The organism is Campylobacter sp. BCW_6466, from assembly GCF_001762835.1.
GTDB lineage: Bacteria > Campylobacterota > Campylobacteria > Campylobacterales > Campylobacteraceae > Campylobacter_D > Campylobacter_D jejuni.
In genome coordinates this window covers 83,751-99,460 of sequence record NZ_MJXO01000073.1, presented here as the reverse complement: position 1 = coordinate 99,460, position 15,710 = coordinate 83,751, and the positions used below count along the sequence as shown (strand labels likewise).

Annotated in this window: 18 protein-coding genes; 8 read left to right on the top strand and 10 right to left on the bottom strand. The window is 31.7% G+C overall.

The window, feature by feature from the left end:
* Genes ubiE through AJ887_RS08670 form a run of 4 tightly spaced genes read left to right on the top strand, consistent with a single transcriptional unit; the run spans window position 1 to window position 3,301 of the window.
* The gene (gene ubiE, locus AJ887_RS08685) at window positions 1–708 is read left to right on the top strand and encodes a bifunctional demethylmenaquinone methyltransferase/2-methoxy-6-polyprenyl-1,4-benzoquinol methylase UbiE (RefSeq protein ID WP_002872421.1); all 708 of its coding nucleotides are present in this window, start codon (window positions 1–3) and stop codon (window positions 706–708) included.
* Window positions 705–1,868 (top strand): exodeoxyribonuclease VII large subunit, encoded by a 1,164-nt coding sequence (gene xseA, locus AJ887_RS08680; RefSeq protein ID WP_044778464.1) that lies wholly within the window; start codon window positions 705–707, stop codon window positions 1,866–1,868. Before ubiE ends, xseA begins: the two co-directional genes overlap by 4 nt.
* A gap of 9 nt (window positions 1,869–1,877) precedes the next feature.
* Complete coding sequence (gene serC / locus AJ887_RS08675; RefSeq protein WP_002880497.1) at window positions 1,878–2,954, top strand: phosphoserine transaminase; 1,077 nt, start codon at window positions 1,878–1,880, stop codon at window positions 2,952–2,954.
* Window positions 2,951–3,301 (top strand): RidA family protein, encoded by a 351-nt coding sequence (locus tag AJ887_RS08670; protein WP_002854323.1) that lies wholly within the window; start codon window positions 2,951–2,953, stop codon window positions 3,299–3,301. The genes serC and AJ887_RS08670 overlap by 4 nt, the downstream gene beginning before the upstream one ends.
* Here AJ887_RS08670 and AJ887_RS08665 read toward each other — a convergent pair.
* The 6 genes from AJ887_RS08665 to AJ887_RS08640 form a co-directional block, all read right to left on the bottom strand.
* The gene (locus tag AJ887_RS08665) at window positions 3,298–4,272 is read right to left on the bottom strand and encodes a beta-ketoacyl-ACP synthase III (protein WP_044780418.1); all 975 of its coding nucleotides are present in this window, start codon (window positions 4,270–4,272) and stop codon (window positions 3,298–3,300) included. The genes AJ887_RS08670 and AJ887_RS08665 overlap by 4 nt on opposite strands.
* Entirely contained in the window at window positions 4,265–5,251 is a 987-nt protein-coding gene (plsX, locus tag AJ887_RS08660) for a phosphate acyltransferase PlsX (RefSeq protein WP_044780419.1), read from the bottom strand. The genes AJ887_RS08665 and plsX overlap by 8 nt, the downstream gene beginning before the upstream one ends.
* 5 nt (window positions 5,252–5,256) lie before the next feature.
* Window positions 5,257–5,403, bottom strand: coding sequence for a 50S ribosomal protein L32 (rpmF, locus tag AJ887_RS08655; protein WP_002858674.1), 147 nt, complete (start codon window positions 5,401–5,403; stop codon window positions 5,257–5,259).
* A 23-nt stretch (window positions 5,404–5,426) separates the two neighbouring features.
* Window positions 5,427–5,780 carry a hypothetical protein gene (locus tag AJ887_RS08650; protein ID WP_044780420.1) on the bottom strand — a complete coding sequence of 118 codons (354 nt, stop codon included), beginning with the start codon at window positions 5,778–5,780 and terminating at the stop codon, window positions 5,427–5,429.
* A complete protein-coding gene (gene ndk / locus AJ887_RS08645; protein ID WP_044780421.1) occupies window positions 5,781–6,194 on the bottom strand; it encodes a nucleoside-diphosphate kinase in 414 nt (137 codons plus the stop codon).
* Between the two features lie 112 nt (window positions 6,195–6,306).
* Window positions 6,307–6,591 carry a DUF362 domain-containing protein gene (locus tag AJ887_RS08640; RefSeq protein ID WP_002854354.1) on the bottom strand — a complete coding sequence of 95 codons (285 nt, stop codon included), beginning with the start codon at window positions 6,589–6,591 and terminating at the stop codon, window positions 6,307–6,309.
* Window positions 6,592–6,797: 206 nt separating this feature from the next.
* Here AJ887_RS08640 and AJ887_RS08635 point away from each other — a divergent pair, with 206 nt between their 5' ends.
* Both AJ887_RS08635 and flhB read left to right on the top strand, forming a co-directional pair.
* Window positions 6,798–7,394, top strand: coding sequence for a peroxiredoxin (locus tag AJ887_RS08635; RefSeq protein ID WP_002854219.1), 597 nt, complete (start codon window positions 6,798–6,800; stop codon window positions 7,392–7,394).
* A 118-nt stretch (window positions 7,395–7,512) separates the two neighbouring features.
* Window positions 7,513–8,601, top strand: a complete 1,089-nt coding sequence (gene flhB, locus AJ887_RS08630) for a flagellar biosynthesis protein FlhB (protein ID WP_044780422.1) — start codon at window positions 7,513–7,515, stop codon at window positions 8,599–8,601.
* A gap of 5 nt (window positions 8,602–8,606) precedes the next feature.
* On the opposite strand, the gene motB is transcribed toward flhB, so the two are convergent.
* Genes motB through polA form a run of 3 tightly spaced genes read right to left on the bottom strand, consistent with a single transcriptional unit; the run spans window position 8,607 to window position 12,785 of the window.
* On the bottom strand, window positions 8,607–9,350 hold the full coding sequence (gene motB, locus AJ887_RS08625) for a flagellar motor protein MotB (RefSeq protein ID WP_044780423.1): 744 nt from the start codon (window positions 9,348–9,350) through the stop codon (window positions 8,607–8,609).
* Between the two features lie 2 nt (window positions 9,351–9,352).
* Entirely contained in the window at window positions 9,353–10,129 is a 777-nt protein-coding gene (gene motA / locus AJ887_RS08620) for a flagellar motor stator protein MotA (protein WP_002880492.1), read from the bottom strand.
* A 16-nt stretch (window positions 10,130–10,145) separates the two neighbouring features.
* Window positions 10,146–12,785 (bottom strand): DNA polymerase I, encoded by a 2,640-nt coding sequence (gene polA / locus AJ887_RS08615; RefSeq protein WP_070239986.1) that lies wholly within the window; start codon window positions 12,783–12,785, stop codon window positions 10,146–10,148.
* Between the two features lie 160 nt (window positions 12,786–12,945).
* Between polA and AJ887_RS08610 the strand changes: the two genes are divergently transcribed.
* Entirely contained in the window at window positions 12,946–14,307 is a 1,362-nt protein-coding gene (locus AJ887_RS08610) for an MFS transporter (protein ID WP_044780425.1), read from the top strand.
* The gene (locus tag AJ887_RS08605; protein ID WP_002854630.1) at window positions 14,304–15,311 is read left to right on the top strand and encodes a nucleoside hydrolase; all 1,008 of its coding nucleotides are present in this window, start codon (window positions 14,304–14,306) and stop codon (window positions 15,309–15,311) included. Before AJ887_RS08610 ends, AJ887_RS08605 begins: the two co-directional genes overlap by 4 nt.
* Here the strand turns inward: AJ887_RS08605 and AJ887_RS08600 are convergent.
* Window positions 15,267–15,710 carry a YqaA family protein gene (locus tag AJ887_RS08600; protein WP_002854339.1) on the bottom strand — a complete coding sequence of 148 codons (444 nt, stop codon included), beginning with the start codon at window positions 15,708–15,710 and terminating at the stop codon, window positions 15,267–15,269. The genes AJ887_RS08605 and AJ887_RS08600 overlap by 45 nt on opposite strands.

Sequence of the window (15,710 nt, the reverse complement as noted above, 5' to 3'; positions counted from 1 at the left end):
ATGCAAAAACAAGAAAAAATTATAGAAATGTTTAATCAAATTGCACCTACTTATGATAAGGCGAATAGAATTTTAAGCTTTGGAGCTGATGTAGCGTGGCGCAAAAAAGCTTGTCAAAGAGTGATGAGTTTGTATTTAAAAAAAGATTTAAAAATCGCTGATATTGCCTGTGGCACAGGGGATATGATAGAGATTTGGCAAGAGAGTGCTTTAAAAATGGAAAAAAATATTTTAAATATTAAAGGTATTGATCCAAGTAGTGGCATGCTAAATGTTGCAAAAGAAAAATTTCCAAATGTCGAATTTATAGAAGCAGGGGCGCAAAATTTACCTTTAGAAAGTCAAAGTTTAGATATTTTAAGCATTAGTTATGGCATTCGCAATGTTGTAGAAAGACAAAAAGCCTTAAGTGAATTTGCTAGAGTACTTCAAAAAGATGGTATTTTGGTAGTTTTGGAATTTACAAAAAGAGAAAAGGGTGGATTTATAGCAGCTTGTAGAGATTTTTATCTTAAAAATATTTTACCAAGTATAGGTGGGATAATCAGTAAAAATAAAAGTGCTTATGAGTATTTGCCAAACTCTATTGAAGGATTTTTAAGTAAGGAAGAATTCATCTTAGAACTTAAAAATGCTGGTTTTGAAATGCTTGATTATAAAAGTTTTAGCTTTGGCGTGAGTTCAATGTTTATAGCAAAAAAACTATGACACCAACAGAATTAAATCTTAAAGCAAAGGCTTTATTAGAAACACATTTTGATGATATAGTTTTAAGTGGAGAAATTTCAAAAATTACTTTGCATGGTTCAGGGCATTGGTATTTTGATTTAAAAGATGAAAGATCAAGCATTGCTTGTGCTATGTTTAAAGGAGCTAATTTAAAAGTCGGGTTTAAACCAGCGGTGGGGGATTTTTTAGAGCTTTGTGGAAGTGTGAGTTTATATCCTGAAAGCGGTCGTTATCAATTTATCGCTACTAGTATGAAAAAAGCAGGTTTTGGGGATTTAGAAGCACAGTTTTTGGCTTTAAAAGAGCGTTTGCAAAAAGAAGGACTTTTTGATCCACGCTTTAAAAAATCTTTGCCAAAATTTCCTAAAAAAGTAGGCATTATCACTTCAAAAACTTCTGCTGCTTTGCAAGATATGTTAAAACTTATTCATCAAAAAGAATATTTTTTGGCAAAAATTTATATTTTTGATGCTTTAACTCAAGGAAATAATGCTCCTTTTTCTCTTATACAAGCTTTAAAAAAAGCCGATGATATGGATTTAGATGTTCTTATTATAGCACGTGGTGGAGGAAGCAGGGAAGATCTTTTTTGTTTTAATGATGAAAATTTAGCAAGAGAGATTTTTAAAGCAAAAACTCCTATCATTTCAGCCATAGGACATGAGATTGATTATGTTATTAGTGATTTTGTTGCAGATTTTAGAGCTCCAACGCCCTCAGCTGCTATAGATACTTTGTTTTATTCTAAGTTAGATATAGAGCAAAGTTTGGATTTAATGGAAGAAAAATTAATGCAACTTTGGAATCATAAAATACAAAATTATGAAAATTTGCTTTTAAATTTAAGCAAATTTTTCAAATTTAATTCTTTGCCAAAAATAATAGATGAAAAAATAAAACAAAGCCATAATATAGAAAAGCAATTAAATCATCTACTGGCAAATCAAATGCGTTATAATGAATTAAAATTAGATAAATTGCAAAATGCTTATTTGCAACATGAGAATTTTTTTAATAAAAGCAAAAAGTTTATTTGTATCAGAAAAAATGGTAAAATAGCAAATTTAGAAGATCTTAAGAGTGATGATATCGTTATTTTAAGTTCTCAAACTTCTCAAAAAGAAGCAAAAATTTTATAAGGATAAATTATGAGAAAAATCAATTTCAGTGCAGGGCCATCGACTTTACCTTTAGAAATTTTAGAGCAAGCTCAAAAAGAACTCTGTGATTATCAGGGTAGGGGTTATTCTATAATGGAAATTTCTCACCGCACAAAAGTATTTGAAGAAGTGCATTTTGGAGCACAAGAGAAAGCTAAAAAACTTTACGGGTTAAATGATGATTATGAAGTATTATTTTTACAAGGTGGAGCAAGTTTGCAATTTGCTATGATTCCTATGAATTTAGCTTTAAATGGGATTTGTGAATATGCAAATACAGGAGTTTGGACAAAAAAAGCGATTAAAGAAGCACAAATTTTAGGTGTCAATGTTAAAACCGTAGCAAGTAGCGAGGAAAGTAATTTTAATCATATTCCTAGAGTGGAATTTAGCGATAATGCTGATTATGCTTATATTTGTTCTAACAATACTATTTACGGCACTCAATATCAAAATTATCCTAAAACTAAAACTCCTTTGATTGTGGATGCATCGAGTGATTTTTTTTCTAGAAAAGTAGATTTTTCAAATATTGCTCTTTTTTATGGCGGAGTGCAAAAAAATGCTGGAATTTCGGGTTTAAGTTGTATTTTTATCCGTAAAGATATGTTAGAAAGATCTAAAAATAAACAAATTCCTAGCATGTTAAATTATTTGACTCATGCTGAGAATCAGTCCTTGTTTAACACGCCTCCAACCTTTGCTATTTATATGTTTAATCTTGAAATGGATTGGCTTTTAAATCAAGGCGGACTTGATAAAGTACATGAGAAAAATTCTCAAAAAGCTGCTATGCTTTATGAGTGTATTGATTTAAGCAATGGATTTTATAAAGGACATGCAGATAAAAAGGATAGATCTTTAATGAATGTGAGTTTTAATATTGCTAAAAATAAAGATTTAGAGCCTCTTTTTGTAAAGGAAGCCGAAGAAGCTGGAATGATAGGACTTAAAGGACATAGAATTTTAGGGGGAATTCGTGCAAGTATTTATAATGTGCTTAATTTGGATCAGGTAAAAACCTTGTGTGAATTTATGAAAGAATTTCAAGGAAAATATGCATGATAAAGCGTTTTGATGAGTGCGATAGAATGTCGCAAATTATTGTTTTTGATAAATATTTTAAGACTGCAGGACAAGTGGCTTTTGAACCTAGCGGAGATATTAAAAAACAAACTAAAGAAGCGCTTGCAGAACTTGATGCTTTGTTTGAAAAAATAGGCGCAAACAAAGGAGATTTGATTCAAATTCAAATCTGGTTAGCTAATATGCAAGATTTTGATGCAATGAATGAAATTTATGATGCTTGGATTAAAAATTATCCTAAACCTGTTAGAGCTTGTGTAGGAAGTGCTTTAGCAGAGGGTTATTTGGTAGAAATTCAAGCTTTTGGAAAGCTAAGAGAGAATTAAAAATTCTCTCCTCCAAATTTTAAAAGCGCAGATCCCCAAGTAAAACCACCGCCAAAAGCATCTAGCAAGATCAGATCTCCTTTTTTAAGTCGACCTTCTTCATAGGCATCATTCATTGCCATAGGTATAGAAGCAGCTGAAGTATTGCCATATTTTTGTACAGTGATCACACATTTTTCATCGCTTAGATTGAGTTTTTCTTGGACGGCTTTAATGATGCGTAGATTAGCTTGATGAGGAATAAAAAGATCAATTTCTTGTGCTAAAATGTTATTTTTAGCTAAAATTTCTACAACATCATTGCTAAGCGTGTTTACTGCTATTTTAAAAACTTCATTGCCCCTCATTTGCATAGAAAGTGTTTGGCATAGGCTTGATTTTTGCGATCTTTGAGTCATTAAAAGATCTCCATAATTACCATTGCTTGCAGTATGTACATCAAGGATATGATTTTCATTGTCCAAACTTACAACTCCAGCACCCGCACCGTCTCCAAAGAGTATGCAAATGCTTCTGTCATTGTAATCCATAATTGAACTTGTTTTTTCAGCTCCTATGATTAAAACATTTTTTTTCAAACCACTTTCTACTAAGGCTTTAGCTTGTTCAAGTAAATAGATAAAACCAGAACAAGCTGCTGAAATATCAAAAGCACTAATATTTACAAGTCCTAAATTTGAAGCAATTTTACAAGCCGTTGAAGGCATAGTAAAATAATCAGGACTTAAAGTGGCTACAAGAATTGCATCAATATCTTCAGGTTTTAAATTTGCTCTTTCTATGGCTTTTAATGCAGCTTTTGTGCCTAAATCGCTAGCATTCTCATTTTCACCAGCAATGCGTCTTTCTTTAATGCCTGTGCGTCTAGTGATCCATTCATCGGTGGTATCTACCATCTTTTCAAGATCAGCATTGCTTAAAATTTTTTCTGGAATATAAGAAGCTATACTTTTAAGACTGGCTTTAAGCATTGTATTTCCCAAGTTCATTTTCTATAAGTTCATTGATATGAGACTGGCTAAAATTTATAGCTTGAAAAATTGCATTTTTAATAGCTCTAGAATCGCTTTTTCCATGACTTATGATTACACAGCCATTAACTCCAAGAAGGGGTGCTCCGCCATATTCTTGCCAATCTATGTGTTTTTTTAATTTTTTAAAAGATGGCCTCATAAGTAAAGCACCTATTTTAGAAATAAAAGATTGCTTTACTTCGTTTTTTAGAAGCTGAAAAATAGCTGTTGCCACACCTTCACAAGCCTTTAAAATAACATTTCCATCAAAACCATCGCAGATTAAAACATCTATTTCACCATTGAAAATATCTCTACCTTCAGCATTGCCTATAAAATTTGGAATTTTTTTCATAAGCTGATGACTTTCTTTGGTAAGTTCATTGCCTTTGCATTCTTCTTCACCATTAGAAAGTAAAGCAAGGCGTGGTTTTTGAATTTGCATAATTTCTTTAGCATAAACTTCACCCATTATGGCAAATTGAAATAAATTTTCAGCTTTACAATCTGTATTAGCTCCAACATCCAAAAGTAAAGTTTTGTTAACGATATTTGGCATTAAAGTGGCAATAGCAGGTCTTGAAATACCTTTAAGTCTTCCAAGCCTTAAGGTAGCCAAAGACATACTTGCTCCACTATGACCCGCTGAAACTACAGCATCTACTTTTTTTTCTTTTAATAAATTAATAGCTTTGTATATGGTTGTTTCTTTATTTTTTAAAGCATCTGTGGCATTTTCATTCATCGAAAAAATTTCACTAGCTTCTTCGTATTGTATATATTGCTCTAATTTTTTTGGTATTAAAGGTTTTAGAATTTTAGAATTTCCCACTAAGATAGCGTTAAAAGGTTTTGCTTCTAGTGCCTTTAAAACGCCTTCTATAATGGGTTTTTCTCCAAAATCACCACCCATTGCATCAATGGCAATGTTAATCATTGATTTTAATATTCCTTAGTTGTTGGATTCGCACGGTGAGGCATTTTGTAGCTTCCATCTTTGTCTTTTATAGGCATAGGAAGACTAACTTTATAGTGAGTTCTGCGTTTAGCTGCACGAGTTTTGCTCACTCTTCTCTTTGGTACTGCCATTTTTTCTCCTTTATAAAATTTAATTAATTATTGCAATTTATGCAATAAAAATAATCACTCAAATAAGCTTCAAGCTCGCTGATAGCAACTTCTATTAAATCAATATGTCCATCGAAAAATTCTATAGTATTGCTCAATTTGTTTGCTTCATCTTTAAAAATACCATCACTTGCAAAAAGTTCTAAATTTTCTTTAATTTCAAGTTCTAACTCAGTTCCACAACTATCACAAGGTCTATAGATAAAACCTTGCATAATAGCATTTATTTTAACAAGCTTAGGATTTATTTTTACTAAATTTCCTTCAAAAATCATATTCTCAAGATTAAGTTTAAAAGGATATTCCTTTATGTTAATCTTAGAAAAAGGGATTTTCATTTAGCAAATTTCGTTTGGTTTAAAGAAAAATTCAACTTCTATTTTTGCATTTTCCAAGCTGTCGCTTCCATGAACAGCATTAGCATCAATACTCTCAGCAAAATCGGCTCTAATTGTTCCTGCTTTAGCTTCTTTAGGATTTGTCGCTCCCATTAAATCTCTATTTTTTAATACAGCACCTTCTCCTTCTAGTACAGAAACAACAACAGGACCGCTAATCATAAATTCAATCAAGTCTTTAAAAAAAGGTCTTTCTTTATGAACAGCATAAAAATTTTCAGCTTGTTCTTTGCTAAGTTGAACTTTTTTCATTGCAGCGATTCTTAATCCATTGCTTTCAAAACGATCTAAAATTTTTCCTATAACACCTTTTTTAACAGCATCAGGTTTAATTATAGATAAAGTTTTTTCCATCTTTGTAATAACTCCTTATTTTAATAAAGCTTAAAATTATACTTGAATTTGTTTAAAGAAAGTTAAATTAAAAGAAAAAGCTAGGAATCTCTAGCTTTTTCTTTTTTTAAAATTATGCAAAAACTGGAGTGTCCCCACTTCTCATATCAGCGCCAATATTATCACGACTTGGTTGTCCTGATTCTACAGCACTCCAAACTATACATCCATCTGTTGGGCAAGCGCTAGCACAAGCTGGTTGATCATTATGTCCTACGCATTCAACGCATTTGTTTGCATAAACATAATATCTATCTTCACCTTCTGGATTGTTAGCATCATCAACGATAGCACTCACTGGACACTCATCAATACAAGAACCACAAGCAATACATATATCTGTAATTTTTACAGCCATTTTTTCTCCTTTTTAATATATAAGATTTAAATGATTTTAGCATAAAATTCTTAAATAAGGTAAATTTTGATAATCAAAAATTTACCTTATTTGATAATAATTATAACTTTCTTAAATTTTTAATATTATTTTGGATATTTAAAAAAAAATAAAGATTTAAACGATATAATTTCGTTATCAATAAAATTTATTATTTAGGAGAAAATATGATAGTTACTAAAAAAGCTTTAGATTTTACTGCTCCAGCGGTATTAGGAAACAATGAAATTGTTCAAGATTTTAATCTTTACAAAAACATAGGCCCAAAAGGAGCGGTAGTATTCTTTTATCCAAAAGATTTTACTTTTGTTTGTCCTTCAGAAATTATAGCTTTTGACAAAAGATATCAAGAATTTAAAAACCGCGGTATTGAAGTAATTGGAATTTCAGGAGATAATGAATTTTCACATTTTGCTTGGAAAAATACTCCAGTAAATCAAGGTGGTATTGGTCAGGTTAAATTTCCGCTTGTTGCTGACTTAACTAAGCAGATTGCTAGAAATTTTGATGTACTTTATGCAGAAGCAGTTGCCCTTCGTGGTTCGTTCTTGCTTGATGCTGATGGAACAGTTCGCCATGCTGTGGTTAATGATTTACCACTAGGTAGAAATATAGATGAAATGTTAAGAATGGTTGATACTATGCTTTTTACAAATGAGCATGGTGAAGTTTGTCCTGCAGGATGGAATAAGGGCGATGAAGGTATGAAAGCTAACCCTAAAGGCGTGGCTGAATATCTTGGTAAAAACGAAGCTAAACTTTAATTTCTTAGTATAAAGCCTCTTCATGAGGCTTTTTCTTCATTTTTATTCTTTAATTGAAATTCATAAATTTTCTACTATAATTTTACACACATATTAAAATTTTTACTTAGGCTAAAATATGGCAGGCGAAGATCAAGAAAAAACAGAAGAACCCACGTCCAAAAAGATAGAAGATGCGCGTAAAGAAGGTAATGTTCCAAAGTCTCAAGATGCGGCAGCTATTGTAACTTTGATAATTGGAGTAACTATAACTTTACTTATGATGAGTTTTATGGGCGAGAGAATTGTAAATTTATATAGATACTATCAAAGTTTTATTGGTGTTGAATTTGATTTGCGTATTATTCAAGCCATTATGATTAAAAGCATTTTTGAGGTTTTAATTATTCTTGCACCTATTGTTTTAAGTATTATGATTGCTGGGGTTTTGGGAAATATTATGCAATTTGGTTTTATTTTTACAACTAAACCTATTATGCCAAATTTAGGAAAAATCAATCCTCTAAAAGGTTTAAAAAACCTTTTTTCATTGAAAAAAATTGTTGAAAGTATAAAAATTATTTTAAAAGTGGGTATTGTTTTTACTATAGCTTTTATAGTTTTACTTAAATTTATGCAAGAGCTTCCAAGAGTTGAGCTTTATACTATGGTTGCACAGCTTACTTGGCTAAGAGACAGAGCTATTGTTTTAGCAGCTATTGTTATAGTTGCTTTTTTAATTATTGCTGTTTTAGATGTTTTTTTGGTGCGTTTTCAGTATTTTAAAGGTTTGCGTATGAGCAAACAAGAAATAAAAGATGAGTATAAACAAATGGAAGGAGATCCTCAAGTTAAAGGTAGAATTCGTAGACTTCAAATGGAAGCTGCGCGTCGTCGTATGGTTCAAGATGTTGCAGGTGCGGATGTGGTGATCACAAACCCAACGCATTATGCCGTAGCTATTCGTTATGATACAAGTAAAGAACAAGCCCCTAGGGTTGTTGCCAAAGGAGTGGATTTTCTCGCGCTTCGCATAAAACAAGTTGCCTATGAAAATAATGTTGTAGTTTATGAAAATCCTCCTTTAGCAAGGGAGCTTTATAAAGCTTGCGATGTTAATGATCTTATTCCTAGGGAAATGTTTAAAGCTGTAGCTGAGGTGCTAGGATTTGTTTATAATACAAATAATAAGAGTCGTTTAGCTGGTCAAGTAAAAAAAGGAAGCTAAAACTTTTAAGGTATTTTAGTTCCTATTTTGTTAATAAGCTCAAGAACCGATTTTTGAGTACTTGTATCTGCTGTATCGACTTTAAAATATATTTCTACTCTATTATTTTCTAAGGCTTGCGGATTTCCATTGATGGGATTATTAAGCCCATAGCTTTTAATGCTAATATTTTTTAAATTTGCTCCACCTTCTATAAAATATTTTAATACATTTTCTGCTCTTTGGTAGGCGAGCTCATAACTTCTTATAATAGAGTCGCTATTGTCTGTATAGCCTCTAATTTCTATTTTTGCTTGAGGTGGTAAATATGTTGTTAGTTCAGCCATACGTTTTAAATAATCTTGTATATCAGCTGAAACAATTTGAGCGCTACCTCTTTCAAATTCAACTTTAGATGGAAGGTTAAGAGCAATCTGATTGTCGCTTTGATCTAGAGCTGCTTGAAGACGTTTGATAGTTTCTTGCTGTGTCATAGTCATTTGTTTTAACGATTTGAGTTCATCACTTTCTTCTTTTGCTGCACCTTTATATTTTTCTTGGGTTTTACTCTCTTCTTTGACTGTTTGAGTAGAGGTATAATCAAAGATTTTAACAAATTCGGTTTTTAAAGCCTCTACTTTAGCAGGATTTGTTTTGGAAATTGCCCAAAGAGCAATAAAAAGTGCCAAAAGCAAACTTAGAAAGTCTGCATAAGGCACGGCCCATTTTTCACCTGCAGGACATTCTGGACATTTATGTTTTTTAGCCATTTTTAACCTTTGTCAAATTGTGAAATTTTTGGATCATCGTGACTTAAGAAATTAAAAAGCTTAGCTTCCAAATCTCTAGGGTTTGCACCTTCTGCAATTCCTTTTATGGCTTCAGTGATGACAATTTGCTCTTTTACAAGATCCATTCCATTAGCTTTCATTTTTCTTCCCCAAGGTGCAAAAAGCGCATAAGCACCAAAAATCCCAGTAACCGTAGCTGTAAAAGCACCTGAAATACCCGCTGCCATTGCTTGGGGATTGTCTAGCAATTTAAGAGCTAGAATAAGACCAAAAACCGCTCCAACAAGTCCCATGGTAGGGCAAGTTTCTCCAAATACTATCCAATATTCTGCGCATTCTTTATAATGCTCTTCAAGTTGTTCGGTTTGTATTTCCATGCTTTCGTGAATTTCTTCAAAGCTTTTACCGTCTACAAGCATCATCATAGCATTTTTTAAAAATTCATTTTCAATCTCATTGGTTCTTGATTCTAATGCTAAAAGTCCATCTCTTCTTGCAATAATAGCAAATTCTATTAACTGGGCTATCCTTTCAGGTAGATTTACGCCAGAGCCTTTAAAGACAACTTTGAGTTCTTTATAAGCTGCTTTTACAATTTTTTTATGTGTAGAAGTCATTGCACAAAATGCAGCTGTTGGCATAACTATAAGAAAGGAAGAAAGATGTATAACATGTAAAGGATTACCACCTTCTAGTATATCTCCTACTGAAATACTAGTAACTGCAAGCACCATTCCCAGTATGGTTGAAAGATCCATATAAATATCTCCTTGATTATTTTAAATCGCCCCAATTTTTGGCAATACTTGAGCTTGTTTTTAATTTTACTTTTAATTTTACTATATTTTCCATAATATCTCTAGTTTTTTTTACAAAATTTTCACATAAATCATCTTTTACTTCAAAAATTAATTCATCATGAATTTGTAAAATAAGCTTTTTGTCTTCATTTAATTCTTTATTGATTTCTAGCATTGCAAGTTTGATTACATCTGCTGCTGAACCTTGCAAGATTGAATTAATGCTTTCTCTTTCATACATGGCAATTTGCATAGGTTTTGCATTTTCAAAATCAAAATAACGCTTGCGACCGCTTAAAGTAGTGATAAAACCATTTTGTTTAGCTTCGTTTTTAACTGTTTCAAAATATTTTTTAATGCTAGTAAAATTTTCAAAATATTTTTCTATGTAAGATTTGGCTAAATGAGCTTCTATTTTTAAATTTTGACTTAAAGTTTTATAGCCCATGCCATAAATAAGTCCAAAATTTATACTTTTTGCAACACTTCTGGTTTCATAATTGCTTTCTCCAAAAATCATTATAGCTGTTCTTGCATGTATATCTTCATCATTGGCAAAAGCATTTAAAAGTTTTTCATCTTCGCTAAAATGCGCAAGCATTCTCAGTTCGATTTGGGAATAATCAAGAGAGATAAAACTAAATCCATCTTTAGCTACAAAACAAGATTTATAATCTTTTGCGTATTGTCCGTGTGCAGGAATATTTTGCAAATTTGGATCTTTAGATGAAAGGCGACCCGTTGCAGTGCCAGTTTGTAAAAAACTTGAATAAATGCGTGAATTTTTATCTTTTAACGCTAGTTTTAACAAAGGTTCGCAATAAGTGGAATAAAGTTTGGCAAGTTCTCTATAATCTAAAATTTTAGCAATTACAGGATGTTTATCTAAAAGTGCATTTAAAACTTTTTCATCGGTAGAATATCCTGTTTTTCCTTTTTTTCCACTTGGAAGTTTAAGTTTTTCAAAAAGTATATCACCTACTTGTTTAGGTGAGTTTAAGTTAAATCTATCCTCACAAAGAGTATAAATTTCTTCACTTAAATTTTTGATTTCATTTTCAAATTTTTTCATAAGGACTTCAAGTGCATTTGTATCAAGCTTTATGCCATTTTCTTCCATCATCATAATGATTTTAATGAAATCAAATTCACAGTTTTTAGCAAGTTCTAATAAAGGAGTTTCAAGATTTTTTAAAAAATAAAGATAAAATCTTAACGTGATATAAGCATCTTCTGCTGCGTATTTGCAAGCTTTTTCAAGTTCTACGCTTGCAAAATTTTCTCCTTTTTTAACAAGACTTTCAAAATGTAAGGTTTCATAATTAAAAAGTCTTAAGGCTAAATCATCCATATTTACTCTTAAAGAAGGATTTTTAAGCCATGCTAAAATCATTGTATCTGCGTATTTTTGAGGCAAATTTAATCCAAAATTATTTTGAATGATTTTAAAATCATATTTGAGATTGTGCCCTATAACAAAATGATCAAAGATTAGTTCTATAGCTTTTTTGGCACTTTGCAATGAGATTTGCTCACCTACTCCAAGATAATTATGAGTTAAAGGCACATAAAAGGCTTCGTTTTCACTCATACAAAAACTAAAACCAACAATTTTTGCCTCTTTTGTATCAAGTCCTGTAGTTTCGGTATCAAAAGCAATAATACTTTCTTTATCAAGAGTATTTAAAATTTCAAAAAGTTTGTTTTCATCTTGTATTAAAGTGGCTTTAAAACCTAAATTTTTATCTTTATTATCAGGATTTTGACGCAGTTTTTTAAGCAAAGCATTAAGTTCGTAATGTTCTAAAATTTCAAGTATTTTTAAAAGAGGTTCTTCATCAGGATAAGTGGCTTTTTCTATGAGATTTTGCACTTCTAAATTGTCATACAAAGAAGCTAATTTTTTGCTTAAAAATGCATTTTCCTTACCCTCTAAAAGCAAGTTACGACTTCTTTCGTTGCGTATTAGAGTTAAATTTTCATAAATTCCTTCTATGCTGCCAAATTCATCAAGTAAGGTTTTGGCTCCTTTTGCGCCTATACCTTTAACGCCTGGAATATTATCAGAACTATCTCCGCAAAGAGCTAAAAAATCTCTGATTTGATGAGGTTTTACTCCGTATTTTTCTAAACACGCTGCTTCATCATAGTCGTTTTTAGAAATAGGACTGTAAATGCTTGTTTTACCATCTTTTATGAGTTGATAAAGATCTTTATCTTGAGTGATAATGCGTACAAAAATATCCCTATCTTCACAAGTTCTTACAAAAGAAGCGATGATATCATCGGCTTCATAACCTTCCCTAGAAACGCTTATAAAACCCATTTTTTCTATCATCTCTATGCAAATTGGAATTTGTTCTAGAAGTTCAGGTGGTGGTGGAGTGCGATTTTGTTTGTAGTTTGGATCAATTTCGCTACGAAAAGTTTTTCCTTTGGAGTCTAATGCAAAAACAATATAATCACTTTTGTGTTCATTTTTTAAGCTATAAATAAAATTTGCAAAACCGCTAATCATTCCACTAGCTTGTCCTTGTGAATTTTTAAAACCTTTTAATGCGTAGTAAAGTCTGAAAAAAAATCCAAAAGTATCAATAATAGTTAAAGTTTTCATAATAATTTCTTCTTTGATAAAATATATTTTTGGGTTATATTATTTCAAAATTTTGCTTAAAATGTCTACAATTTAAGATCTTTAAGCAAAAACACTGCAATTTTTAGCCATAATTACAAATTATTTATAAAAAAATATATTAAAATATAAGGATAATGTAATGACAAATCAGCAAATTGATGGAATTGCGGATAAGAATTTTAATACACCTGAAGGTAGGAAAGTTTTTAAAAAGGCAGTTTTTTCTTGCTGGTTGGGAACTGCTATGGAATATGCAGATTTTGCACTTTATGGTTTAGCAGCTGCAACAATTTTTTCAGAAGTGTTTTTTCCTGAGCAAACTCCAGTAATTGCACTTTTGCTTAGTTTTGTAACTTATGGCATAGGTTTTATTGCAAGACCTATTGGGGCTTTGTTTTTTGGTTATTTAGGTGATAAACACGGAAGAAAAAATGTTATGATGGCTACAATAGCTTTAATGGGAATTTCAACTACTCTTATAGGTTTTATTCCAAGCTATGCAGTGATTGGTGTTTGGGCGCCTATTTGTTTGGTTGCATTACGTTTTATGCAGGGTTTTGGCGCAGGAGCTGAACTTTCAGGTGGAACAGTTATGCTTGGAGAATATGCTCCTAGCAAGAGAAGAGGGCTTGTTTCTTCTGTGATTGCCTTAGGATCAAATAGCGGAACTTTGCTTGCGTCTTTTGTATGGCTTTTGATGGTACAAATGGATGAAGCGAGTTTTAAAGAATGGGGTTGGAGAGTTCCTTTTATGGGAAGTATTTTAATCGCTCTTTTTGCTGTATATATTCGTTTTCATGTCAAAGAAACCCCTGTTTTTGAAAAGCAAAAAAATGAAATGATGAAATTGCGTCTTAATAACGAAAAGCATATGAAAAAAGATGAAAGAAGTTTTTGGCAAAGAAGTCGTGCTTTTTGGACTATGGTGGGCTTAAGAATAGGCGAAAACGGACCTTCTTATCTTGCGCAAGGTTTTATTGTAGGTTATGTGACTAAAATTTTACTTTTAGACAAATCAGTTGCCACTACAGCGGTAATGATAGCTTCATTGGCGGGTTTTTTGGTTATTCCTTTGGCAGGTTATTTAAGTGATAGATTTGGAAGACGTATTACTTATAGAATGTTTTGTTTGCTTTTGATGATTTATGCTTTTCCTGCTTTTATGCTTTTAGATAGTAAAAATGAAATTATTGTGATTTTAACTATTATTGTAGGTATGTCTTTAGCATCTTTAGGGATTTTTGGTGTACAAGCGGCTTGGGGTGTAGAACTTTTTGGGGTAAAAAACCGTTATACAAAAATGGCTTTTGCTAAGGAGCTAGGTTCTATTCTTTCAGGAGGAACAGCGCCTATGGTGGCTTCTGCTTTGCTTGCGTATTATGGCACTTGGTGGCCTATCGCAACGTATTTTGTATTAACTGCAGGTATAGGTTTTGTGACTACATTTTTTGCGCCAGAAACTAGAGGCAGAGATTTAAATAAAATAGAAGATGCGATATGAGACTTATTTTAGACACGGATATAGGCAATGCTATTGCAGGAGCAAATACCGATGATGGTTTAGCGCTTGCTTTGATTTTGGCATCTAAAGAAATCAAACTTGAAATGCTAAGCACAATTTGCGGTAATGTTCCAAGTCTTGTTGCCTATAGCGTGGCTAAGGATTTATTTAAACGTTTAAATTTAAATATCCCCGTTTATTTAGGAGCGAATGAAGCCTTAAAAGAACCAAGTAAAGCTTGGCGTCAAAGACTTGATGAAAGTGTAAAAAATTTTAAACTCGAATATCTTTGGGAAAATATAAAAAGTCCTGAAATTTTAGAAAATATAAATCCTGATGCGATTTTTAAAATGGGTGAGTTGGTGGGTAAAAATCCTAAAGAAATTTCTATTTGTGCGATAGGACCTTTGACAAATATCGCTATGGCTATGAAAATTTTTAAAGATTTTGATATAAATCTTAAAGAGCTTTTTATTATGGGCGGTAGTTTTGATATGCCTTATTACACTAAAGATACAAATTTTGGTTTCGATCCTGAGGCGGCTAGTATAGTGTTAAATTCAAGAGCTAAAATTACACTCGTACCTTATAATGTAACCATGCAGACTTTATTGACTCATGAGGATTTAAAAGAGTTGCAAGCTAAGAATATTTTATGCGATTTTATCGTTGAAACTTTAGGCGTTTGGATTGATTATGCTTCTAAAACACGTGGTACAAAGGGAACTTGGATACATGACGCTTTAACGATAGCTTACGCATTAGATTCTAGTATTGCAGATTTTGATGAGTGTTATGCTGATGTTATTTGCGATAGTTCTTTGGCAAGAGGTATGAGTTGGCGTTGCTTTAAAGAACCAAAAATGAGTATGGGGATGGATTTAAGCACTAAAAATTGTGTTAAAATTTTAAAAAATGTAGACAATGCAAAGCTTTTAAAACTTATAAAAGAGAGGCTTTTAAAAGGAGTTTGCTATGAAAATTATGAAAGCATAACGACTTAATTTTCCAAGTAAGATAAAAAATATAGTTTTTAAAAAAGAATATTTCGCAAAACCAAGTCCTAAGGCAAAAAGATCTCCCACTAAAGGTAAAAAGCTTAAAAAAGCAAATATACTTCCAAATTTGGCAAAATTAGCATTGAAATTTTCTAATTTTTTCAAGGATTTGCTAAAGTATTTTTCTAAAATTTTTTGCTTACCAAGATAAGCCAAGCCATAAGTACTTAAACTTCCTAAGGTATTACCCAAAGTAGCTACGATAAGCACTAAATTTGGATTAAAATCAAGTTTTATAAAGCCTAAAACAAAGGCTTCGCTTGCCAAAGGTAATAGTGTGCTTGAAAGAAAACACACTATAAAAAGTCCTAAATAACTTATATCATTATATAAAAAATCAAACAT